At 42.5% G+C, this 24,376-nt stretch carries 15 protein-coding genes; 11 read left to right on the top strand and 4 right to left on the bottom strand.

The window, feature by feature from the left end; all coding sequences use genetic code 11:
• The first annotated feature begins 53 nt into the window (after window positions 1-53).
• Window positions 54-1,304, top strand: a complete 1,251-nt coding sequence (locus tag P2W71_RS04485) for a DUF58 domain-containing protein (RefSeq protein WP_276367594.1) — start codon at window positions 54-56, stop codon at window positions 1,302-1,304.
• Between the two features lie 74 nt (window positions 1,305-1,378).
• Window positions 1,379-4,915: a S8 family serine peptidase gene (locus P2W71_RS04480; RefSeq protein WP_276367592.1), complete on the top strand. Its 3,537-nt coding sequence runs from the start codon at window positions 1,379-1,381 to the stop codon at window positions 4,913-4,915.
• A gap of 73 nt (window positions 4,916-4,988) precedes the next feature.
• Here the strand turns inward: P2W71_RS04480 and P2W71_RS04475 are convergent, their stop codons facing one another.
• Window positions 4,989-6,683, bottom strand: a complete 1,695-nt coding sequence (locus tag P2W71_RS04475) for a GMC family oxidoreductase (RefSeq protein WP_276369046.1) — start codon at window positions 6,681-6,683, stop codon at window positions 4,989-4,991.
• A 253-nt stretch (window positions 6,684-6,936) separates the two neighbouring features.
• Here P2W71_RS04475 and carB point away from each other — a divergent pair, with 253 nt between their 5' ends.
• The 6 genes from carB to P2W71_RS04445 all read left to right on the top strand — a co-directional run bounded on the left by carB (window position 6,937) and on the right by P2W71_RS04445 (window position 16,141).
• Window positions 6,937-9,753, top strand: coding sequence for a carbamoyl-phosphate synthase large subunit (gene carB, locus P2W71_RS04470; protein ID WP_276367589.1), 2,817 nt, complete (start codon window positions 6,937-6,939; stop codon window positions 9,751-9,753).
• Between the two features lie 149 nt (window positions 9,754-9,902).
• Window positions 9,903-10,103, top strand: a complete 201-nt coding sequence (locus P2W71_RS04465; RefSeq protein ID WP_276367585.1) for a hypothetical protein — start codon at window positions 9,903-9,905, stop codon at window positions 10,101-10,103.
• A 35-nt stretch (window positions 10,104-10,138) separates the two neighbouring features.
• Window positions 10,139-10,915: a diaminopimelate epimerase gene (gene dapF, locus P2W71_RS04460; protein WP_276367583.1), complete on the top strand. Its 777-nt coding sequence runs from the start codon at window positions 10,139-10,141 to the stop codon at window positions 10,913-10,915.
• A 125-nt stretch (window positions 10,916-11,040) separates the two neighbouring features.
• Window positions 11,041-14,397 (top strand): preprotein translocase subunit SecA, encoded by a 3,357-nt coding sequence (gene secA, locus P2W71_RS04455; protein ID WP_276367580.1) that lies wholly within the window; start codon window positions 11,041-11,043, stop codon window positions 14,395-14,397.
• 2 nt (window positions 14,398-14,399) lie between these two features.
• The gene (locus P2W71_RS04450; protein WP_276367577.1) at window positions 14,400-14,924 is read left to right on the top strand and encodes an SPOR domain-containing protein; all 525 of its coding nucleotides are present in this window, start codon (window positions 14,400-14,402) and stop codon (window positions 14,922-14,924) included.
• A gap of 29 nt (window positions 14,925-14,953) precedes the next feature.
• A complete protein-coding gene (locus P2W71_RS04445; RefSeq protein WP_276367574.1) occupies window positions 14,954-16,141 on the top strand; it encodes a M20 family metallopeptidase in 1,188 nt (395 codons plus the stop codon).
• A gap of 96 nt (window positions 16,142-16,237) precedes the next feature.
• On the opposite strand, the gene P2W71_RS04440 is transcribed toward P2W71_RS04445, so the two are convergent.
• The 3 genes from P2W71_RS04440 to acs form a co-directional block, all read right to left on the bottom strand.
• On the bottom strand, window positions 16,238-16,732 hold the full coding sequence (locus tag P2W71_RS04440) for a hypothetical protein (protein WP_276367571.1): 495 nt from the start codon (window positions 16,730-16,732) through the stop codon (window positions 16,238-16,240).
• A 207-nt stretch (window positions 16,733-16,939) separates the two neighbouring features.
• Complete coding sequence (locus P2W71_RS04435) at window positions 16,940-18,868, bottom strand: DUF4139 domain-containing protein (protein WP_276367568.1); 1,929 nt, start codon at window positions 18,866-18,868, stop codon at window positions 16,940-16,942.
• Window positions 18,869-19,036: 168 nt separating this feature from the next.
• Window positions 19,037-20,956: an acetate--CoA ligase gene (gene acs, locus P2W71_RS04430; protein WP_276367565.1), complete on the bottom strand. Its 1,920-nt coding sequence runs from the start codon at window positions 20,954-20,956 to the stop codon at window positions 19,037-19,039.
• Between the two features lie 102 nt (window positions 20,957-21,058).
• Here acs and P2W71_RS04425 point away from each other — a divergent pair, with 102 nt between their 5' ends.
• Genes P2W71_RS04425 through P2W71_RS04415 form a run of 3 tightly spaced genes read left to right on the top strand, consistent with a single transcriptional unit; the run spans window position 21,059 to window position 24,369 of the window.
• Window positions 21,059-21,886: a glycosyltransferase family 2 protein gene (locus P2W71_RS04425; RefSeq protein WP_276367562.1), complete on the top strand. Its 828-nt coding sequence runs from the start codon at window positions 21,059-21,061 to the stop codon at window positions 21,884-21,886.
• Window positions 21,887-21,890: 4 nt separating this feature from the next.
• Window positions 21,891-22,880: a hypothetical protein gene (locus P2W71_RS04420; protein WP_276367560.1), complete on the top strand. Its 990-nt coding sequence runs from the start codon at window positions 21,891-21,893 to the stop codon at window positions 22,878-22,880.
• Between the two features lie 16 nt (window positions 22,881-22,896).
• Complete coding sequence (locus P2W71_RS04415; RefSeq protein ID WP_276367558.1) at window positions 22,897-24,369, top strand: radical SAM protein; 1,473 nt, start codon at window positions 22,897-22,899, stop codon at window positions 24,367-24,369.
• Window positions 24,370-24,376: the final 7 nt, after the last annotated feature.

Raw genomic sequence — 24,376 nt, 5'->3', positions numbered from 1 at the left:
ACCGCTTATTCATAGCCATCGCTATCGTCGTGGTTTGCTTTATTGCAAGTTTCATGGCTGATAGCTGGTTAATCGTTGTTTCAAAAGCATTATTTTTTTTATTGCTCGCCATCATCATAACGGACATGGTGCTTCTTTTCAGAATTAAGAAAGGTCTCCACGGCTATCGCGTTACCCCGGAAAAGCTTTCTAATGGAGATGACAACGAATTGGCCATTCACCTGGAAAATTTTTATCCGTTTACAGTGCGTCTAAACGTAGTTGATGAAATTCCACATCAATTTCAAAGGCGTGATTTGAATTTCAAAACGGTCATCGCGCCTGGTAAGAAAAAAACAATTCAATATCATATCCGTCCGGTTAAACGCGGTGAATACTCTTTTGGAACCGTCAACGTCTTTGCGAGCTCTCCACTGGCTTTCTTATCCCGGCGATTTAAATTCTCAGGCGATGCGAGTGTGCCGGTGTATCCATCCTACATACAAATGAGGAAGTATGAATTGATGGCTATTTCTAATCGACTTTCAGATGCGGGTATTAAGCGCATCCGGCGGATCGGGCAGAACCGGGAATTTGAATTAATAAAAGAATACGTAAGCGGGGATGATTTTCGAACGATTAACTGGCGGGCTACTGCACGACGAAATACCCTTATGGTAAATCACTTTCAGGATGAGCGATCGCAACAGGTCTACAGCGTTATTGATAAGGGTAGGCTTATGCAAATGCCATTCAATGGGCTTAGTTTACTGGACTATGCCATTAACGCAAGCTTGGTTATTTCTAATATCGCTATTAAAAAATCTGATAAGGCAGGGCTGATCACCTTTCAACATAACCTCGGCTCCGTGCTACCTGCAGGAAAACAGAACAAGCAAATGCTGCGGATCATGGAGACATTGTACAATCAAAAGACGGCCTATAAGGAATCTGACTTTTCAACGCTTTACATCCATATCAGGAGGAAAATCACGCAACGAAGCCTATTACTCTTGTTTACCAACTTTGAGTCGATTTACGGATTAAACCGACAATTGCCGTATTTGAAAAGCCTTTCGAATCAACATCTTCTGGTGGTGGTATTTTTTGAGAATACTGAAATGAAATCGTTGCTGGAATCTCCAGCGAATAGTCTTAAAGAAGTATATCACAAAGCCGTCGCAGAAAAATTCAGCCTCGATAAAAAGATCATTGTTAAAGAACTGGCAACCCACGGAATTCAGGCGGTTTTAACTTCCCCTGAAAATCTTACCGTAAATACGATAAATAAATACCTTGAATTGAAGGCACGCGGCATGATTTAAGAACTTAGTCGTTGTCATTTTACCTTGTCTGCATGAGCGGTATTAATCATGATTTTTTAGTATTAAATTTAAGTATGACTTGGAAATCGTTTTCCGTTATCGTTGTGGTTATCACGTTCGGTGTTCTCCCCGCCCGGAGTCAACCGGGTAAATTTAAATTGCCCGCAGGAGTTTCCGTTAGCAGCTACGAAGCAGGAACTGTTTGGGTAAAAGTGAAAGCTTTCTATCAAGACGGATTTCAGAATGCGCACCATGGAAGCAGAACCCTTTCCAAGATTCCGAAAACTACCATCAAACCGCTTATCAATTTTGGATCTCGCAATAAAACGGCAGCAAGGGTGTCGCCCAAAAAACTGCATGTTGATATTGGTCAATATTTCAAACTTACCTTTGATAAAGCTATTCCCCTTGAAGACCAAATTAACGATTTGTATGCCACGGGACTCTTTGAGGTGGTGGAGCCCGTGTACATTGAGCAGTCTCTATTTATTCCCAATGATCCTGCTATGAGCAGTCAATATTATCTTAACCTCATCAAGGCTGCTGAAGCCTGGGATATCACCAAAGGGAGTTCATCCATAGTCATCGGCATTGTAGATACAGGAGGAGACTTGAATCATCCCGATCTTCAGAACAACATTTACGTGGATCCGGCGGATCCAACGGATGGCATAGACAACGACGGTGATGGGTACATTGATAACAATCGTGGCTGGGATTTCTCGGGAGCTGACATTGCCCTTATTGGAACACCAGGATTTCAAGGAGATAATAATCCGGCCGTATACTCAGGAAATCGTTTTGGTCATGGTACAATGGTAGCGGGCTGCGCTAGCGCCTCAACCAATGATGGCATTGGAATTTCGGGTGTGGGTTTTAACACCAAGCTGCTATTCACCAAGCATTATGCGGATAACCAGGCTGACAACTCCAATTCATATTCGTCCAATTTATATGAAGGTGTTTTGTATGCGGCATTGCATGGCGCTAAAATCATCAATTGCTCGTGGGGTAACCCGAATCCGAGTACTATTGCTCAAGACCTAATCGAATTTGTGACACTGGACCTCGGTTGCCTGGTCGTTGCGGCGGCTGGCAATAGCAACGCCGAAACTCCTTTATATCCGGCGGCGTATGACTATGTATTATCTGTGGCATCGTCAGATCAGAATGATCTGCGGTCCTGGTTTTCCAATTATGGTAAAACGATAGACATCACAGCGCCCGGGTCAGATATTTATACAACAAACTATGATAATGGCTACAGGACGGATTCGGGAACATCTCTATCTGCGCCTATTGTATCCGGTGCGGCTGCTTTAGTCTGGGCCAAAAATCCAAGCCTTACGCCCCTCCAGGTGGCTGAACAGCTGAGAATTTCTTCAGATGAAACTTTTTACCTTAACAACACCGCATATAATAATAAGCTAGGAAAAGGGAGGCTTGATATTGCTCGGGCACTTTCTCTCCAAAGTCCCTCTGTTCGTGCCAGCAAGCAACTGTTGGTCAACGAAGCTGGCATTGTACCCGAGCCTGGACAAAACGCATTATTAACTTTTGATTTTACCAACTTCCTAAAAACATCGTCGCCTGCCCTTACCGTTAGCCTGATTTCCTCATCACCTTACATCACCATCACACAAAATCAATTTAACCCGGGCGCTCTAGGAACCAATGTAACGGTGAGCAACAGTGCCAGCCCTTTTAAACTCACGATCAAATCCAACTTGCCAACAGATCAATCAGTGGAAGCGTTGCTTATCTTTTCAGACGGAACTTACTACGATACACAATTGATAAGTTTTGTACTCCCATCGTTTATAGACGTGAATGAAAACAACGTCACGACGACAATCACTTCTGCTGGACGAATAGGATATGCCAACACAGAAGGACACAGTAATGGAGCGGGCTTTGTTTACAATGATCAACAGCTATTATATGAGATGGGTGTGATCATGGGCACTTCCTCGTCCGTGATATTTGATAATGTTCGGGGTACGGGTGGCTTATATAACCAGGATTTTACATCAGCAAGTAAAATAATGAAACATACGCCCGGCGAAAGATCTTTCTCTGAAATAACAGGTTCCTATCGCAATGCACCGGCAGAAGGTTCCGAGTCTTTGTTAGTTTCTTATCGCAGCATGGTACGGAAGGAAGATCCGTATAAGGATTTTGTTATCCTCGAATATAAAATCAAGAACACTACTTCGAGTCAGCTGACTAATTTTTACATGGGACTTTTTGCTGATTGGGACATTCAATCTGGCGGGGCGAGTGATAAGGCCGCTTGGGACAACGGTACGCGGTTAGGTTATGTTTTTCCCGCGCAACTTGCATCTTTACCACGGGCAGGTATTCAGGCGTTAACCGGAACGCCCAACTATTATGCAATTGATAATGATAATACCATCCCGGGTAATCCTTTCGGTATTTTTGATGGGTTTACCGATGCTGAGAAATTCTCAGCAATATCCAGCGGGCTTGGAAAAGTTACAGCTGGAGGAAGTTCCGGGAATGATATCAGTCATGTCGTCAGCGTCGGCCCCTATACCATTAACGGAGGCGACGAAATTACCATTGCATTTGCATTGCATGGCGCAAAATCTACATCTGACTTGATCGCCTCAGCAAAATATGCCGACTCACTCTACAATTATACATTTAATGCTCCCAAGCCGATGGTAGATAACGTTGAAGTATGTTATGGTGGTCAGGCTACATTGGAGGCCAGTGGAGCTTTGAGATTTAAGTGGTATTCAGATTTGATCGGGGGGTCTGCGATTTTCTCAGGACCACAATTTACGATCATCGACTTAAAAAAAGACAGCCTTGTTTTTGTTTCAAACGCCGACAATACTTATGAAAGTTTACGGACCCCTGTATCGATCAAGGTGAGGCCGAATCCTATTATCACATCGTCAGGTAATCTTGAATTGTGCGAGGGAGAATCTGTTGTTCTTTCATCCAGCCCCGGTGATGAATATACCTGGAGCACAACCAAGAAAACGCAGTCCATTAGCGTAACATCTGCCGGTAGTTACAACGTTGTCGTCAGGGATGGCACATTGGAATGTGAATCGTTACCGATTGAGGTAATTTTTAACCCAAAACCGACGCCGGAATTTAGTTATGCAACAGAAGCTGGAAATGAAATTGTTCTTACCAACCAAAGTACGAATGCGGCATCCTGGCAATGGGACTTTGGCGATGGAACGAAAAGCGTAGAGGAGAATCCATCACACCAATATTCCTTAATTGGCAATTATACAATTACCCTCACAGCTACTTCAGAACAAGGGTGTGAGGCAACAACTTCAAGATCCGTGGGCATCATAACAGGCATAGAACCCACGCTAGAAAACAATTTCTTGCTTTACCCAAACCCTGTCTACGATGACAAACTATTTATCAGTCGGGTGATTATCAGTGAACCGGTGGAGATAAACATATTCAATGGACAAGGCGTTGTCGTGCATCACCAAATGCTAAGCAAGCAAGAGTATGAAAGTGTTCTTAACACTTCGCAGCTCGCCAGTGGAGTTTATCATCTTCGTATAAGTACAAAGCAGGAGACCATGATAAAAACGATAGTCCTTATGCGGTAGATTCGTTCCCTTATGAGGAGGTCTAAATAATCAGCAACAAAATTCCTACTTACCAATGCGAGCTCGCATTCGGTTAAAGATTTAATTTCTTCATTTCTTTCACAGCATAATCGCAAGCGCGTGCCGTGAGTGCCATATAGGTAAGTGAAGGGTTAGCGCACGCCGATGACGCCATGCATGATCCATCGGTTATAAACACATTTTTTACTTCATGCATTTGGTTGAATGAATTCAAGACCGATGTTTTGGGATCGCGTCCCATGCGTGCAGTGCCCATTTCGTGATTGGCATTTCCGGGGAAGGAGGTGTTTACATATGTCTTTACATTCTTTAAACCGATAGCTTCGAACATCTCACCGGCAGACGCAGCCATATCTTTCTGCATAGCTTTTTCATTTTCTTTAAATTCTGCGTCTATGTTAAGCGTTGGCCGACCCCATTTATCTTTTTTATTAGTATTAAGCGTAATGCGATTTTCCGGATAAGGCAAGCATTCGCCAAATCCACCCAAACCGATGTTCCAGCTACCGGGCATTTGTGCTTGCTCTTTCAATTGGATTCCCAGAGCGGTTGATTTTACCAAGCTTCCCCACCCTTCACGGCTTGCGCCACCTTGCATACCGAATCCACGAATGTAATCCGTTCGTTTTTCATTGATATTTCGGTATCGCGGAACGTAAAGTCCAACGGGTCTTCGTCCGATATAATATTTATCTTCAAACCCTTCGACAGATGCAGTCGCGCCCGCTTGCTTATGATGGTCCATTAAATTGCGTCCGACCTGATCACTTCCATTACCCAGTCCGTTAGGGAAGCGGCTAGACGTGGAGTTCAATAATATGTGGGTTGTTGCAACAGTAGCCGCATTCAAGAAAATGATTTTTGAATAGAACTCCATCACCTCGTTGGTCTCTGCATCGGTAACCTCCACGCCAATCGCTCTCCCTTTTTTTTCGTCGTAAAGTACTTTATTAACTAAAGAATGTGGTCGGAGCGTTAGATTTCCGGTTGCAAAAGCGGCCGGGAGTGTACTCGCATTGGTGCTAAAGTACGCGCCGTAAGGACAACCGCGGTGGCAAAGATTTCGGAATTGACATTGGCCTCTTCCTTTTACAGGTTGTGTCAGGTTTGCTACCCGTCCCATGGTGACCTTCCGACCGGGAAACTTTCGCTCGATCAAAGTTTTAACTTCTTTTTCAACGCAATTCATTTCCATGGGAGGAAGGAATTTTCCATCCGGAAGATGGGGGATCCCTTCGGCTTGGCCACTTACACCAATAAATGATTCCACATAATCATACCAAGGTGCCAGATCTTTATAACGTATTGGCCAATCCACACCGTAGCCATCTTTACTGTTGGCTGTGAAATCAAGATCGCTTAATCGGTAACTCATGCGCGCCCAAAGCATAGAGCGCCCGCCCACAATATCACCGCGAACCCAGTCAAATCTTTTTATTTCGGTGTATGGATTTTCTTTGTCGTTGATGTAAAATGCTTTGTTGTCTCCTCTGAAACTATAATGACGTTTTTGAACATAACTGCGTTCCTTATCTTCTTCTGTTAAACGCATGCCGTTAGGAAAGTCCCATGGATCTTTTGTGGATGTTGGATAGTTTGGATGTTCGAGCGGCTTGCCACGTTCGAGCATTAAGACTTTTAACCCTTTTTCACAAAGCTCTTTAGCAGCCCAACCGCCACTAATACCAGAACCTACGACAATCGCATCGTAAGTATGTTGCTCTTTACCCTTTTGATTGATGTTCATAAACGACTTCGGCCACGATCCAATTAAGGAGATTGTTAAGAAGAATGGATGATTAGTTGGTAAAATCTTAATTCTGCTCAACAATTGAAAGGGAATTTTTTTAAAATAATGTTGAAATGATTGGGTTATAACGATTGTGAACGCACCTGACGATAATAATTCAGGTTTCTCAATAATTAATCCGCGCAATCTGTGAATCATTTCAATCCGTGTTTTATTTTTGCGCAATTTTGTTCATCCCACTCTAGAAGAAATGCCAAGAGATAGAAGTATTCGATCGGTCCTCATTATTGGTAGCGGCCCCATTATTATCGGACAAGCATGTGAATTTGATTATGCAGGTTCGCAAGCCTCACGCTCACTTCGTGAAGAAGGTATAGAGGTTGTGTTGATCAATTCGAATCCCGCCACGATTATGACTGACAAAGTGACGGCAGATCATGTTTACCTCAAGCCGCTTACGAAGAAGTCAATTCGAGAAATACTCGAAAAGCACCACATCGATGCGGTTCTGCCGACCATGGGAGGGCAAACAGCACTCAATCTTTGTATTGATTGTGATAAAGCCGGAATATGGCAGCACTTTGGTGTGAGAATAATAGGCGTTGATATTCACGCCATTGAGACTACCGAAGATCGCGAGAAGTTCCGACTTAAAATGTTAGAGCTTGGTGTGGGTGTTTGTCAGGGAGGCACCGCTACGTCCTTTCTGCTCGGAAAAGAAATCGCCCAGGAAATTGGATTTCCCTTAGTAATCAGACCTTCCTATACACTGGGTGGGACGGGAGGAGCGTTTGTGAATAATCCCGAAGATTTTGACGACGCGCTGAATAATGGATTGCATGCTTCTCCGATTCACGAGGTGTTGGTGGAGAAAAGTATCATGGGATGGAAAGAATATGAGCTTGAATTACTTCGCGATGCTGCGGGTAATGTGATCATCATTTGCTCTATTGAAAATTTTGATCCGATGGGAATCCATACCGGAGATTCCATTACAGTGGCGCCTGCCATGACATTGCCTGACACGGTGTATCAACGCATGCGCGACCTCGCTATAAAAATGATGAATGGTATTGGCCAGTTTGCCGGTGGATGCAATGTTCAGTTTGCACTTAATCCGGATAATGATCATGACATCATCGGAATTGAAATTAATCCGCGCGTTTCAAGGTCTTCAGCGCTAGCTTCCAAAGCAACCGGATATCCCATTGCAAAAATTGCTGCGAAGTTGGCAATTGGCTATAATCTGGATGAATTAACCAATGCAATCACGGGAACGACAACTGCATATTTTGAACCCGCAATTGATTATGTTATTGTAAAAGTACCACGTTGGAACTTTGATAAGTTTGCAGGTACCGATCGCAAGCTGGGTCTGCAGATGAAATCTGTGGGTGAGGCGATGGGAATCGGCAGGAATTTTCAGGAAGCGTTGCAAAAAGCTTGTCAGTCGCTAGAGATCAGGCGAAACGGATTGGGCGCTGACGGCAAAGAATTAACCAAACAGGATGAGTTACTCTATAGCTTAGAACATCCAAGCTGGAACCGCGTGTTCCATATTTACGATGCCATTAAGCTAGGCATACCGTTGAAGACGATTTCCAAGCTGACTAAAATTGACCGCTGGTTTTTGAAACAGATTGAAGAACTGGTTGAGCTTGAAAAGGAAATTAGTCAGCATGAATTGCATACCATAACCGAGCCATTGCTTCGAAAGGCGAAAGAAAAAGGATTTGCTGACCGGCAAATAGCCTATATGTTAGATTGCTACGAAAGTGAGGTTTATAAAAAACGGAAGGACTTTGGTATCAACCGTGTCTTTAAATTAGTAGACACTTGCTCAGCTGAATTTGAGGCAAAAACACCTTACTATTATTCAACTTTTGAGGCTGAAAACGAATCGGTTGCATCCAATAAAAAGAAAATTGTTGTATTGGGTTCGGGACCAAATCGCATTGGGCAAGGTATTGAGTTCGATTATTCTTGCGTCCATGGTGTGTTGGCGGCAAAAGAATGCGGCTATGAAACCATCATGATCAACTGTAATCCTGAAACGGTTTCAACGGATTTCGACATCGCGGATAAACTCTATTTTGAGCCGGTATTTTGGGAACATCTTTACGACATCATCGAACACGAAAAACCGGTAGGGGTAATTGTGCAGCTCGGTGGTCAAACTGCGCTGAAGCTTGCGGAAAAACTTCATAAGTATGGTATTAAAATCATCGGAACGTCTTTTGATGCACTTGATCTCGCAGAAGATCGCGGAAGATTTTCGAGTCTTCTTAAAGAGCTAAATATTCCATATCCGGAATTCGGCGTCGCAGTCAATGCAGATGCTGCCATTGAAGTTTCCAAAACAATAGGCTTCCCGTTGTTAGTTCGTCCTTCGTATGTTCTCGGCGGACAAAGCATGAAGATTGTAATCAACGAACAAGAACTTGAGCATCATATTTTGGACATCTGGAAACACCTTCCCGAGAATAAAGTATTGCTCGATCACTTTTTGGATGGTGCAATCGAGGCGGAAGCTGATGCGATATGCGATGGAAAAGATGTTTACATCATCGGTATCATGCAGCACATCGAACCGGCTGGTATCCATTCCGGAGATTCGTATGCTGTCTTGCCCCCCTATAACTTAGGAGACCTTGTCATCAAACAAATTGAACACTATACGCATAAAATTGCGCTTGCACTTCAGACGGTTGGGTTAATCAACATTCAGTTTGCTATCAAAAACGATAAAGTTTATATCATTGAAGCAAATCCCCGGGCATCGCGGACCGTTCCTTTTATCTGCAAAGCGTATGATGAACCGTATGTGAATTATGCGACCAAAGTAATGTTGGGCGAGAAGAAGGTGAAAGATTTTACCTTTAATCCGACCAAAAAAGGATACGCTATCAAAGAACCCGTATTTTCTTTCCACAAATTCCCTGATGTAAACAAGGAACTTGGGCCTGAAATGAAATCAACCGGCGAATCGATATATTTTATAGACGATTTGATGGACGATTACTTTATGAAGATTTATTCGGAAAGAAACCTCTATTTGAGTCGCTAGAAGGTTTTACGTTTTGAAATGTTTGTTTTGAATGAAATTCCGGGCGTAAACGGGAAAGCATTGCGCGTCGTCGAAAGTCTTAATCGGATTGGTTAATTACTTCACGAACCTATACCTTTGTTTTCAGGTTATTTACCTAAAGAAATACCATGCTTAAATTCTTGATCATAACCAGTTTGGTTTTATACCTGGTTTATAAAGTTGGAGCGCTATTCTTCAAGGCGGGAGCTGCGTCTCAGCAACTTCGAAACCAACAGCAGAAACGATCATTCGAGGGGGAGAAGGCTGAGAATCCGAAGAAGAGCAACGGCAAGCCCGGCGAATACATCGATTACGAAGAGATCAAGTAATTCCATTTTTTAATTCAATTGTTAAAAGTTAAAAAGTGAGCACCATTCACTTCCATAAATATCAGGCAACGGGTAATGACTTTGTCATTATCGACAATCGCAAAACGAATTTGACCTTTACAAAAGATCAAATCGCCAAGATATGTCATCCGAAATTTGGTATCGGAGCAGATGGATTAATGCTCATCGAGAATCATCCTTCTCTTAATTTTCACTTACAATATTACAATAGCGACGGTTCACAAAGTTTATGCGGCAATGGTTGCCGGGCGGCGGTTCAGTTCGCATCTCAACTAGGATTAGTGAATGGAAAAGCAACTTTCGACGCCTTTGACGGCGCTCACGCTGCCGAAATTCTTCCTTCAGGAGACATTCGATTAAAAATGGGTGATGTCAAAGAAGTGAAAAAACTTGGTGAGGATTTTTACGCCAATACGGGATCGCCACATTACATCCGGCTCGTAAATAATGTTCAAACCTATCCTGTATTTGAAGAAGGAAGAAAAATTCGTTACGCTGATCAATTCAAACCAGGCGGAACAAATGTAAACTTTGTCGAACTACAGCCAAATAACTCAATTTTTGTACGCACTTATGAGCGGGGCGTCGAGAATGAAACCCTGTCATGTGGGACAGGCATTACTGCTGCTGCTCTAGTGACATCGCTCAAGGGATACTCGTCACCTGTTAAAATCCATAGCCTTGGAGGCGATCTGGCTGTAGAATTTAAAACCAGCCAGTCGGGCACATTTTACGATATTTATCTGATTGGCCCTGCCAAAATGGTCTTTAAAGGGCAATTGGAACTGTAATTGCTCATTCGGAATCCAAAAAACAATTTAACTTTGACCTCCATTGGAGAAGCCCTTATCCGTTATCCGTCAACAGGTGTAACAAACGGATAATGGACACTTAATAACGGATAACGAAACACAGCATGCTGAAACTTATTGCCAAGCTTTTTGGAACAAAATCTGACAAAGATATTAAACGTGTTATGCCTCTTGTCGAACAGACGAAGAAAGAGGGAGAGAGATTAAAGTCGATTAGCAACGACGAATTACGTTCGGAAACCAAAAAGATCCAGGAAGAGATTAATCAAGAGCTAAAAGGAATTGATGAACAACTTGCTGCCCTGCATAAACAAATCGCTGATGACGCAAACTTAGATATCAACGAAAAGGAGTCCATTTTCGCCCAAATCGATAAGCTTGAAGAAGATCGGAATAAGGATCTTGAAAAGGTTCTCATGAAAGTATTACCCAGAGCTTTTGCCATTGTTCGCGAGACAGCAAGACGCTTTAAGGAGAATGAATATCTGGAAGTTACTGCGCAAGATTTTGATCGCATCATTTCAGCCACGCGTGAGAATGTGAAAATTGAGGGTGAAAAGGCGCGCTGGTATAACAAATGGATGGCAGCAGGTAACATGATTACCTGGGATATGGTCCACTATGATGTACAAATTATAGGCGGTATTGTGCTGCACGAAGGTAAGATTGCTGAAATGGCTACTGGGGAAGGAAAAACTCTCGTCGCAACGTTTCCTGCTTTTTTAAATGCTTTGGCAAAACGCGGTGTGCATCTAGTTACCGTGAATAACTATCTCTCTATTCGCGATAGCGAATGGATGGGACCGATATTCCAGTTCCATGGAATAACCATTGATTGTATTGATAAGTATGAACCCAATTCATTGGCTCGGATAAATGCCTATAAAGCAGATATCACTTACGGTACAAATAATGAATTCGGTTTTGATTACTTGCGCGATAACATGACGCGGGAACCACAAGAACTTGTTCAACGGACCCATCATTTTGCCATGGTTGATGAAGTTGACTCAGTGTTGATTGACGAAGCGCGAACGCCGTTGATTATTTCAGGACCAGTGCCTCGCGGAAATGAACATGAATTTTATGACCTGAAACCTCGGATTTTTAAGTTAGTGGAAGCGCAGAAAAAGTTGGTGAATGAGTATTTGAATAATGCGCGTAAACTCATCTCTGAAAATAATGAAAAGGAAGGCGGACTAAATTTATTCCGTGCCTTTCGCGCGATGCCAAAGCATAAGCCCCTCATTAAATTTTTAAGTGAAACGGGCATGAAGGCTATTCTCCAAAAAACTGAGAATTTTTATTTGGCAGACAATAAGCGCAATATGCCAGAGGCCGACAAGCCCCTGTATTTTATTATCGATGAAAAAGATAATAGTGTTGATCTCACCGAAAAAGGAATAGATCTGATTACAGGAGAGGGTGAAGACCCTAAGTTTTTTATTCTTCCTGAGATCGGTACGGAGCTTAATAGAATAGAAAAAGATTCGGCCCTTGATGACGCCGTCAGGTTTCAACGGAAGGAGGAGGTGATACGTGACTACCAGGTGAAATCGCAGCGTATTCATAGCGTTAATCAATTATTAAAAGCTTATACACTTTTTGAAAAAGATACTGAATACATTATCGTAGACGGCAAGGTTAAAATCGTAGATGAGCAAACCGGCCGTGTGATGGAAGGACGACGTTACTCCGATGGATTGCATCAGGCGATTGAAGCGAAAGAAAACGTAAAGGTGGAAGATGCCACGCAAACCTACGCTACAATTACGCTGCAAAATTATTTCCGCATGTACCATAAACTTGCGGGGATGACGGGTACTGCAGAAACTGAAGCAGGCGAGTTTTGGGATATTTATAAACTGGATGTAGTAACCATACCGACTAATAAGCCGGCTATACGCAAAGATTACGATGACTTGGTTTACAAGACGATGCGTGAAAAGTTCAACGCGGTTATTGAGGAAATCGTAAAGCTTACGGCGCAAGGCAGGCCTGTGCTGGTAGGTACAACATCTGTTGAAATTTCAGAACTGGTGAGCAGGTTACTTCAAATGCGAAAAATCAAACACCAGGTTTTAAATGCAAAACAACATCAACGCGAAGCGGAAATTGTCGCGGAAGCAGGTAAACCCGGTACAGTAACAATCGCTACCAACATGGCGGGTCGTGGTACCGATATCAAGCTTACACCTGAGTCGCGCGCAGCCGGTGGGTTAGCAATCATTGGTACGGAGCGTCATGAATCACGAAGAGTTGACCGTCAGCTGAGAGGCCGTTCTGGTCGTCAAGGTGATCCGGGAACATCACATTTTTATGTTTCCCTGGAGGATAATTTGATGCGTTTGTTTATGCCTGAACGGATTGCCCGGATCATGGATAAACTGGGCTTGAAAGAAGGAGAAGTGATTCAACATTCTATGGTCACCAGTTCAATCGAACGTGCCCAGAAGAAAGTGGAGGAGAATAACTTTGGTATTCGGAAGCGCTTGTTGGAATACGATAACGTTATGAACTCGCAACGAGAAGTAATTTATAAGCGTAGAAAGAATGCACTCTTCGGCGAGCGATTGGAACTTGATATTCTTAACATGCTTTTTGACACGTGTGAAGACATGGTGATTAATGCAAAGAATGCGAGCGACTATGAAAGCCTTCGACTGAATGCATTGAGCACATTAGGACTTGATTACGAGATCACCAAAGAGACTTTCGATAAACTGGATCAGGCAAAATTAGCGGATGATCTCTATAACAAAGCTCTTAGCCATTACCACAAGAAGAATAAAATGGTTGCCGAAAAGGCTCTGCCGATTGTAAAGGAAATTTACAAAACACGCGGATCCACGGTAGAAAATATTCTGGTACCTTTTACCGATGGGCAAAAACAAATTGGCGTAGCCGCCAACCTAGCCAAAACAGTTAGTTCGAATAATGCGGAGTTGATCAAATCAATGGAGAAGATGATTGCGCTTGCGATCATTGATCAGTTATGGAAGGAGCATTTACGTGAGATGGACGATTTGAAACAATCTGTTCAGAATGCGGTCTATGAACAAAAAGATCCATTATTGATTTATAAGTTTGAAGGGTTTGAGTTATTCAAACGTTTTATTGCAAAAGTGAATGAAGAGACCATTTCATTTTTATTGAAAGCTGACATCCCGGTGCAACAACCGGATCAGGTCCAGGAAGCGAGAGCACCGCGTAGCCGCGTTCGCCTGAACGAACAAAAGGAAGAATCACGCTCTTTGCTGAGCGGTGGTGGTGAAAGACCGGCAGCCCCACAGCCGTCGCGTCCTCCACAAGAGAAAATTATGCCGGCAAAATCTGAAAAGGTAGCTGGAAGAAACGATCGCGTAAGTGTGCAATATCCTGACGGAAAGGTATTGCGGGATGTTAAATACAAAAAAGTAGAAGAAGATATCTTGAATAACCGGTGCATCATAATTGACTAACTATGCGGAATCAGGCTTTTTATGTTTATCTCCTAATTGCCGTATGGGCGCTGGGTTGTGCAAGCCCCAAAAGCACCACCGTGTCTACGCAAAGCTCCGGGTATTCAGAAGATTTATCGATCTGGCGTCCCAAGGTGGAGACTCCCGCAGATAACACCACTACGGGAAATACAAATGGCTCGAATGACCGAAAGCAAACACAATATGTTGAGCCTAAATATGCGGTTAATAAGAAGTTAGATGCCGTTCTTGATAGTATCGATCGTTACAATAAGGCCCGTCAGTTCATCGACGGTTTTACGATTCAGATTTATGCAGGAATGAAACGTGAAGACGCTTTGAATGCGAAAAAGAATTTAGCTGCTTCGTTGCCGGATTTGTCGTCTGAAGTGGAATACGCCCAGCCCAATTTTCGTGTAAAGGTTGGTAAGTATTATAGCCGCATAGACGCGCAGCAGGATTATGTTTCGGTAAAAAAATATTTCCCTACGGCAATTATAATACCCGATAAAGTTGCTATCAATTAGCATGCTTTCTACCTATAAAAAATCCTTCCATGAGTCTCCTTCAAAAAATCAAGGCGCTTTCATCTGCCTATAGTCCCCATACAGTCTCACTGCGAAGGCATTTGCATGCGCATCCGGAGCTTTCGTACCAGGAATTTCAAACGGTAAAGTTTGTAGCGGAACAACTAAAGCTTGCTGGAATAGAATCGGAGCCAGTTGCAACCACTGGTCTGGTAGCACAGATAAAAGGGAAAAATCCAGAGAAAAAAACTGTCGCCTTGCGTGCCGACATGGATGCTTTGCCGATCGTCGAAGAAAATAGTGTTATCTATAAATCGAAGAACCCCGGCGTAATGCACGCTTGTGGGCATGATGTGCATACGTCGTCATTACTGACAACAGCCCGCATTTTAAATGAATTAAAAGATGAATTTGACGGGACTATCCGCTTTTTATTTCAACCCGGTGAAGAAAAGAATCCAGGAGGCGCATCGTACATGATTCGTGATGGCGCTCTCGACAATCCCCGTCCAGCGGCAATTCTCGGCCAACATGTTTTTCCATTGTTGCCTGCCGGTAAGGTTGGGTTTCGAGAAGGGATGTATATGGCTAGCGCCGACGAAATATATTTAAAAGTTATAGGAAAGGGCGGACATGGCGCGGCGCCGGATTTGGCGATAGACCCGATTGTTATTGCTTCTCATATTATCATTGCATTGCAACAAATTATTAGTCGCAACGCTAACCCTAGGCAACCAACCGTTTTGACTTTCGGAAATATTATTGGACATGGTGCGACAAACATTATACCAAATGAGGTGAACATTGCCGGTACATTCAGGGCAATGAATGAAGTTTGGCGTGAGTCAGCGTTAATAAAAATCAAAAAAATGGCTGAGTCTATAGCTGAGGGAATGGGCGGGAAATGCGAAGTTGATATTTCAAGAGGGTATCCCTATCTGGAAAATAATCCACCGCTAACGCGCCGTATTCGACAAGCCGCTGTAGAGTATTTGGGTCCGGAAAATGTGGTGGATATTGATATAACCTTAGGTGCCGAGGACTTCGCTTACTATTCACAACTAGTACCTGCGGCTTTTTATCGCCTTGGAACAAATAATGTTTCCAAAGGCATCAACTCTTATGTCCATACGCCGACGTTTGACATTGATGAAGATGCATTATCCATTGGGCCTGGTTTAATGGCATGGATGGCAGTGCAGGAATTGCTGCAGTAGCGCATCTGTCTACCTTGTTACAACCCCTTGTAATCTCATCATGCGTTGACCGCCAATCCGTATTAAAGACAAAAAATCATTTGTTCGATTTTCAACTTACGAAATACCCTCCTCGGCAATGGTATACACTTTGCGTTTCGTTAGTGTAACGTTAGTCCATAAGCCGAACGATTTCAAGCGGGAATGGAACAATAGATCACCACGATTCTTATAGCGTTTGTTCATGGTATCCTGAATAATCCAAACACCATCGATGGCATCATCTCCTGCGTGTAGTTCTACCGTGTCACCATATTGAAGTTGCCCGCCCCATCGATTCAACATATTCCTGGAAATTGCCATCCATCGAATCGAACCCCTGTGTAACTTATCCAGGTTTATTTTTTTGTTTGAGGCCGTGATAAACGGATCTGCATCACATTGATCTTCGGTAGGATTGTATACTGTCAAGGTGTCTAGTGTGAATGTTTCATAAGAAATGAGTTCCGGTTCAACAATAACCAAAGTGCCTGCGTCAGGTTGACTTGCAAAATATCCTGGTATCATAAAGAATAAACCAGTTGCGAAAACGATTGCAATTACTTTTTTCATGGATAGTAAAATTTATTTTCCTTAATGAAAGGTTCAGATTTCTGTAACCCATCACGAACGACCCTTATTCAGGGATTTTCATTCTTCACGATTAACAACGATGAGAGAGGGAGCTGTATTAACGCGGACCTACAGCCGAAAGTTTCCGGAAGAAATGTCAGTAATACGCGACCGACAGACTTCCAATGCCGGTCGCGAATGTTGACGTTATTCCAAAAGCATCACGCTATTCTTTGGAAATCGTACGTCATACCTTAAATGGATTGTTTTCGTTTGTCCTGTGCCAATTTGTTTCCTCCATTTTAGAAGCCCCGTTCGCTCGTCATACATTGCATCTGAATCTTCTATTTTATCAATGGAGATCATTTTGTCAGTGGTGACTGGAATCTGATCTTCAATAACAATGGTGAGCTGTTCTGATTTTTTATTTCTGATGATGATCTCGTATGCTACGGTAGATTTTTGATATGCTCCGATGATTTGCCTTGATGTATAGTCCTTTTTCTTTTCCCGGGTCACCATTACATTTCTGTCGCGACCTAATGATAAGCTTAACGTATCTGATGTGTTTCGGGTATCCAAAACAGATTTTCCGATATATTTTCCTTCAAAAAAAAGACTGGCTTCCCCTTCCAGAAAATTATATTCATCCCAGTTCATAAGTTTTGCCACAAGAAAAGCATCGGGGTCCAATTTTGGAACGCAATAATATTCGAATAATGCATCCAGTTCATACTCCACCATATCGGTGCTTCTGTGTTCACCGTCAGTATCAATAGAGAACAATTCATCCAGTGTAAATTCGACATTGGTTTGTCGTATAACAGGAGTGGCCACTATTGCTTTTTTCACGCGTGGGCTATGCGTCTCGACGCCAGCTAAACGACCGGACAATTGCCTGCTCACAGAATTGCTACCTCTGATCCTGATCGCTTGGTCATCATCATAACCTGTAACCACTACTTCCGAAAGTTGCGCTACGTCTGGCGAAAGTTGCATTTCAATTTCGTTTCTTCCACTAATTACCACCTCTTCAGTTTTATATCCGACAAATGAGAAAACCAGTGTCGTTGCATCGGTGGTGAGAGGTATGGAATAATATCCGGCAGCGTCTGTCACTGTTCCAATCGTAGTTCCTTTGATGATCACATTTACACCAGGCAAGCCTTCGCCGGTATCGTCCAAAATTCGGCCCCTCACCATATTATTGGTAGCTTCATAAATTTTGTCAGGCTGTATCATTCCTATCGTTGCTGAATTGTTACTAACAACGGTGTTATTAAATCCAAGCATCCAAGGGTTGATGATAGGTTTCGCTCCGGTTTGTAAAGGATTTCCTGATGAAATAGTCAGTCGAACATTTTCCCATTTTTCTCCTGAATGCTGGGAGATGTTTGCTTTGTAGGTGACACTGATAGGAGATTTAATGTCTTTTGCGCGAATATCATAAGAAGGAAACCAACGAGCTTCCTTTACAAGATACTTGATACTCATACCTGCATTGATAGAAGTTTTCGTTGAGACTTTTACAACGATTTGTCCAACCGGCTGAGCTTTGATAGCACTTAACTCTTTCAATTGTGCATCGATTTTCAGGATGCGCTCATTGTGCTTTCGAATATTTTGATCCGTTACTTGTAATTGTTGCTTGATATCTATTAGACGCTGACGAAAATAATCCATCGCTTTTTTGAGCTCCTCTATTGGAACTCCTTTTTCCGTGCCACCAATTGATTTGTTGGTCTTAAGAATCGATTCTTCTTCACGGTAGACTTCTTCTAAAGATTTCTCCTGGGCAAGACTTGTTGTTATTTGGATTTTCTCCTGAAGGAGTGCTGCAATTTTTTCGGATGCTTTTATTTCTTCGAGGTAGTTTACGTTAAACGAAACCGACAAAATTTTTACACCCGCCGGAGCTTCAACTTGAATACTTTGTTCTTGAATCCCTGGAGCGATTCCCTGTAACGCTAACATTGATACACCGGGTTTTAATGAAACTGTTCCTTGACGTGTTATCTGCGCCCCATCCAGAAATACGGTCACATGGTCGATTTTAAACTTGACCTTCAGGTCGTGGTCTTGGGCTTTACAAAAGAAACACGCCAATATGATGATTGTGGTAAATAATCGTTTCATCGCAGTATAATTTGGTAGTACCGCTTAGATGCTTATGAAACTTCATTTCCATAAACTCACCGTTAAAATATTTCCTGAATTTAGTTTGTAAATAAAAATGCCAGGCGCAGTCAATTTTCGCGGCCTGGCAGTTATGATAACTTCCGTAAAGAATATTTTCAAGCGTAATTAAAGGGCACCGGCTTTGATTTCATCTACAATGGAAGGATCCAATAGTGTTGTGGTATCGCCTAAATTAGAAGTATCGCCTTCGGCCACCTTTCGGAGAATGCGGCGCATTATTTTACCAGAACGTGTTTTTGGTAGGCCGCTGACAAACTGGATTTTGTCTGGCTTTGAAATCGGGCCGATAATTTTCGAAACAGTTTCGCGGATTTCATTTCTAAGTTTGTCTTCTTCATTAGGCTTATTGTAACAAATAACAAATGCATAGATACCCTGGCCTTTAATGTCGTGGGGAAATCCTACAACGGCAGTCTCACATACGGCCGAGTGTTCGTCGATCGCGCTTTCGATTTCAGCGGTACCAAGGTTATGACCAGATACAATAATGATGTCGTCTACCCGGCCCGTTATTCTATAGTAACCATTTTCATCGCGCTTACAGCCATCACCGGTAAAATATTTTCCCGGGAAAGTTGAAAAATAAGTATCCCTGAATCGTTGGTGATCCCCGTAAATCGTCCTTGCGATGGCTGGCCATGGAAATTTAATAGTCAAACGGCCTTCCGTGTTGTTGCCTTCTACTTCTTTTCCATTTTCATCCATTATTGCGGGTTGCACGCCTGGCAGCGGGAGTGTTGCATGCGCTGGCTTCAATGGTGTAACGTGCGCAATCGGAGAAATCATGAAGCCTGCTGTCTCCGTTTGCCACCACGTATCGACTATGGGACATTTTCCCTTTCCGATATTTTTGTTGTACCAGTGCCAGGCTTCTTCATTAATCGGTTCACCTACTGAGCCTAAAATTTTTAGAGACGACAAATCACTGCGTTCAACAAAACTTAGCGGCGCTTTTTCAAGAGATCGTATAGCCGTCGGCGCCGTATAAAATATATTTACTTTATGTCGTTCGATAGCTTGCCAGAACCGGCCCATGTCGGGGTAAGAAGGTATTCCTTCGAAAATGACAGTAGTAGCTCCGGCACATAAAGGTGCATAGATGATGTACGAATGTCCTGTGATCCATCCAACATCTGCAGTGCACCAATATACTTGTCCCTCCTGATACTGGAACACCGTTTGAAACGTGTAGGTTGTATAGACCATATAACCACCACATGTGTGAACCATACCTTTCGGTTTTCCTGTAGAGCCTGATGTATAAAGGATAAAAAGTAAATCCTCGGAATCCATCGCTTCGGCCGGACAATGAGCGTCTACATTTTTTATTTCATCATGCCACCAAACATCGCGCCCTTCTTTCATAAAAGGTAATTTACTTGTGCGCGACAACACGATGGTGCGTTCTATGGAAGGGCATTTCTTTAGCGCTTCATCCACAATTGCTTTCAGTTCAATTTTTTTATCGCCGCGAACTGTTCCATCGGCGGTGATGACAAGTTTACAACCCGAGTCATTGATCCGGTCGACGAGAGATCCTGCAGAGAATCCGGCAAACACAACTGAATGAACAGCACCAATGCGAGCGCAACCCAATATGGCATAGGCAAGTTCGGGCACCATTGGCATGTAGATACAAACGCGATCTCCTTTCCTGATTCCATTCGCCTTTAGCATATTCGCAACTTTGCAAACTTCGTCATGCAGGGTTTGATACGTGATCTTCTTCGCTTCATCTTTTGGATCATTAGGCTCCCAAATGATGGCTGTGTGATTTGCCTTTTTAGGTAAATGACGATCAATGCAATTTTCAGTGATGTTGAGTTTCCCTCCAATAAACCATTTTACCTCAGGTTTATGGAAATCCCATTCCAATACTTTACTCCATTTTTTTTTCCAGACGAAATTGTTGGCGACGTCTTCCCAGAAGGCTTCCGGGTTTTCAATACTTCTATTATAGTGTTGCTGATAATCTGAGAAAGAAGATATAGTGTTCATAAAAGCCTGTCGCGGTTTAAGTGACAATTGTTCCGGATAAAATTCTACTCTTTTTCTGGAAATTCAAATTTTGTTTGATGTGTGTATTAACCACATGGGTGAAAAATGTCTTTATCTCACAAAATATTTATGAAAGACCTAACTGCATCCATCGTTGTCTATAAAAATTCCTCCGAGATACTTCAAAAAACGATTCACAGCTTTTTGAAGAGCACGCAGGAATCTAAACTCTATTTGGTGGATAATTCTCCTACCGATGCTTTGAAATATCTGGTAAACGATCCGAGAATAATTTACAGATTCAACAATAAAAATCTTGGCTTTGGAGCAGGGCACAACACCATCCTTCGCGAAATACTAGATGAATCGAGATATCACATCATCTTAAATCCGGATGTTTATTTCGATGAAAATGTGATTCCTACACTTTATCAGTTTATGAATCAGCACCCAGAAATTGGGCAAGTGATGCCTAAAGTACTTTATCCTGATGGCCGGATACAACCCCTATGCAAGCTACTCCCCACACCGACGACGTTAATAAAACGCCGGTTCTTTAATTTTTATACCTCATCACTCGAAAAAGAAAACTATCGATATGAGCTCAGATTTTCGGGGTACGATAGAATCATGGACGTGCCTTTTCTTTCCGGATGCTTTATGTTTTTAAGATCCGAAGTACTCAGGGAAATTGGGCTATTTGATGAGCGGTTCTTTCTTTACACGGAAGATATCGACCTCTCCAGGAGAATTCACAAACGCTATCGCACTGTTTATTTTCCTCAGGCGACAATTTATCATTATTACCAACGCGGTTCCTACCGGAATATTTGGTTAACATGGTGTAACATCAAAAGTGCCGTCCGTTATTTTAACAAGTGGGGATGGGCAAATGATCGGGAACGGGAATTTTTTAATCAACGAACGATCCAGCAATTTGCGGAGTACAACGGATAAAGGTATGGAAGCAAAACGAGTTGAACGAATCTTAACGTTGGTGGATGAGCAAATCATACGAACGCTGTTGTATTATGACATCTTTAATTATCCTTTAAAATCAGAGGAGATCATTCGTTTTTTGGGAATTCCGGCCATTTCGCATTCCGTATTTGTGTCAAGAATAAATTTTCTGAAGGAGCAGAAAATAATTTTTCAATTCGGCAACTTCTTTAGTCTGAAAGACAACATGGCTTTTATTGAGAGAAGGATAAAGGGAAATCGTGAAGCTGAAAAATTTCTTTTGTTAGCCGCCAAGAAAGCGCGCTTCATTTCAAGGTTCCCCTTTGTTAGGGGCGTACTGGCATCAGGCTCACTATCGAAGGGATACATGGATGAAAATTCGGATTTGGATTTCTTCATCATTACTGCGCCTAAAAGATTATGGATCGCTCGCACACTTTTAGTGCTGTATAAAAGATTGTTTCTTTTCAACGCTCATAAATATTTTTGTGTCAACTACTTTGTCGATGAAGATCATTTGGAAATTGAAGAAAAGAATTTGTTTACGGCCACAGAATTGGCTACTGTAATTCCACTCTATGGAGTAAATCAGTTTGAGAATTTACATCAGCGCAACGCATGGATAACTGATTTTTTTCCAAACTATGAGAAAAGGGATGTGAGTAATGTTCCTGTTAGCATCCCATCAATCAGAAAGCGTCTTATTGAAAAATGTTTAGGCGGTTGGTTCGGAAGTTATCTTGAAAAATATTTCAGGCATAAGACACTTTCAAGATGGAAAAGATTGTACGAGAAAGACTATTCAGCAAGTGATTTTAAAGTAGCATTTAAGTCAAAATCATACGCGGCGAAAAACCATGATAAAAATTTTCAACGCAGAGTCATGGACATATACCAGGATAAACTGAAGTCTGCCGGACTAAATAGTAATGGACAATTTAATTGGGCATCTCGCAGTAACTCTACTTTAGTAACCGGGAAACTACATTAACGCTAACAACCGACGAATGCAGGTATTATTCACACATTCTTACTTTTATAAATTCGACGAAAAGCAGTGGCGGTTTAAACAACCATATCCTCCGTTGGCGACTATCCTTGCGGCAGCTGTAGTTAGAAATGCCGGGTATAAGGTTTCACTTTTTGATACCAACCTTCGCGATGATACAACGGACTTACTACCTGTTCTTGTTGATCAAAAACCAAAATACCTGGTCATCTATGATGATGGATTTAATTATCTCAGCAAGATGTGTCTGACCAACATGCGGAACGCTGCATTTAAAATGGCGGAGGAAAGTAAAAAACGGGGATGCACTGTGATCGTGTCTAGTTCGGATGCTGCTGACCATTATGAAAAGTATTTTAATCATCATGTTGATTATGTTGTTCGCGGTGAAGGAGAGGAAACATTAGTTGCCTTGTTGACGGCCTTGGAGAATAGTCAAGATATTGAGCAAGTACAAGGACTTGCGTACCGTAGGGCAGGCGAGATAAAACTCACAGCTCCGCGTCAGGTCATTCGTGACCTGGACACGTTGCCAATGCCCGCATGGGATCTGGTCGACATGGAGGCATATCGCAAAATCTGGCTTCAGCATCACGGATACTTCTCATTAAATATTGCTACAACACGCGGGTGTCCCTTCAAATGCAATTGGTGTGCAAAACCCATTTACGGAAACCGTTATACTTCGCGTTCACCACAGCACGTTGTAAATGAAATTGAAATGCTGATCAAGAATTACGCACCTGATTATTTCTGGATGTGTGATGACATCTTCGGATTAAAGCCCGGATGGGTGCAGGAGTTTAAGATGTTATTGGAAGAAAAGCATATCAAGATTCGATATAAAATTCAATCCCGTGTGGATCTGTTGCTGCAGGAAGATACGTTGGATGCATTATCGGAATCTGGCGTGGATACGATTTGGGTTGGTGCGGAATCAGGATCACAGAAAATTCTGGACGCCATGGATAAAGGGACGAAGGTGGAGGAAATCTATGAGGCAACACGGTTAATGAAGAAAAAGGGAATACGCGTTGCGTTCTTTTTACAATTTGGGTATTTGGGCGAAACACAGGAGGACATCAATGCTACCATTCAGATGGTGCGCACATTGATGCCCGATGAAGTAGGCATATCTGTCTCTTATCCGCTTCCCGGAACGAAATTTTATGAAAAAGTGAAAGATCAGATGCGGGAAAAACAAAACTGGAGTGATTCGGATGACCTGATGGTAATGTTTGAAAGCACTTTTAACAAACAATACTATAAAGAGTTACATCGATATGTTCACGGTATTTATCGAAAGGAAAAAGGATTTTTGAGTCTTAAGAAACTCATTCGTGACCCTTTGCGTCTTACCTATAAAGATTTGCGAGCAGGTCTTGCAACATTTTATTATATTCCAACAACATTCACGCAAGGGTTGAAATTAAGGAAATTGAAGCTTGAAGGACCCGCGGTTAACCCTTAATGTGAGC

The sequence above is a fragment of the Chryseolinea sp. H1M3-3 genome, assembly GCF_029360725.1.
Classification (GTDB): Bacteria; Bacteroidota; Bacteroidia; order Cytophagales; family Cyclobacteriaceae; genus Chryseolinea.
Note: the sequence above shows the minus strand (reverse complement) of the source record. Positions and strands in the feature narration are given on the sequence as shown.

Excerpts from the sequence above, each read along its gene's own strand:
- secA (WP_276367580.1), top strand. The coding sequence starts at position 11,041 with ATGCTGAAACTTATTGCCAAGCTTTTTGGAACAAAATCTGACAAAGAT.
- P2W71_RS04450 (WP_276367577.1), top strand. The coding sequence starts at position 14,400 with ATGCGGAATCAGGCTTTTTATGTTTATCTCCTAATTGCCGTATGGGCG.
- P2W71_RS04425 (WP_276367562.1), top strand. The coding sequence starts at position 21,059 with ATGAAAGACCTAACTGCATCCATCGTTGTCTATAAAAATTCCTCCGAG.
- P2W71_RS04485 (WP_276367594.1), top strand. The coding sequence starts at position 54 with ATGGCTGATAGCTGGTTAATCGTTGTTTCAAAAGCATTATTTTTTTTA.
- P2W71_RS04465 (WP_276367585.1), top strand. The coding sequence starts at position 9,903 with ATGCTTAAATTCTTGATCATAACCAGTTTGGTTTTATACCTGGTTTAT.
- P2W71_RS04435 (WP_276367568.1), bottom strand. The coding sequence starts at position 18,868 with ATGAAACGATTATTTACCACAATCATCATATTGGCGTGTTTCTTTTGT.
- P2W71_RS04440 (WP_276367571.1), bottom strand. The coding sequence starts at position 16,732 with ATGAAAAAAGTAATTGCAATCGTTTTCGCAACTGGTTTATTCTTTATG.
- P2W71_RS04420 (WP_276367560.1), top strand. The coding sequence starts at position 21,891 with ATGGAAGCAAAACGAGTTGAACGAATCTTAACGTTGGTGGATGAGCAA.
- P2W71_RS04480 (WP_276367592.1), top strand. The coding sequence starts at position 1,379 with ATGACTTGGAAATCGTTTTCCGTTATCGTTGTGGTTATCACGTTCGGT.
- P2W71_RS04415 (WP_276367558.1), top strand. The coding sequence starts at position 22,897 with ATGCAGGTATTATTCACACATTCTTACTTTTATAAATTCGACGAAAAG.
- P2W71_RS04475 (WP_276369046.1), bottom strand. The coding sequence starts at position 6,683 with ATGAACATCAATCAAAAGGGTAAAGAGCAACATACTTACGATGCGATT.
- carB (WP_276367589.1), top strand. The coding sequence starts at position 6,937 with ATGCCAAGAGATAGAAGTATTCGATCGGTCCTCATTATTGGTAGCGGC.
- P2W71_RS04445 (WP_276367574.1), top strand. The coding sequence starts at position 14,954 with ATGAGTCTCCTTCAAAAAATCAAGGCGCTTTCATCTGCCTATAGTCCC.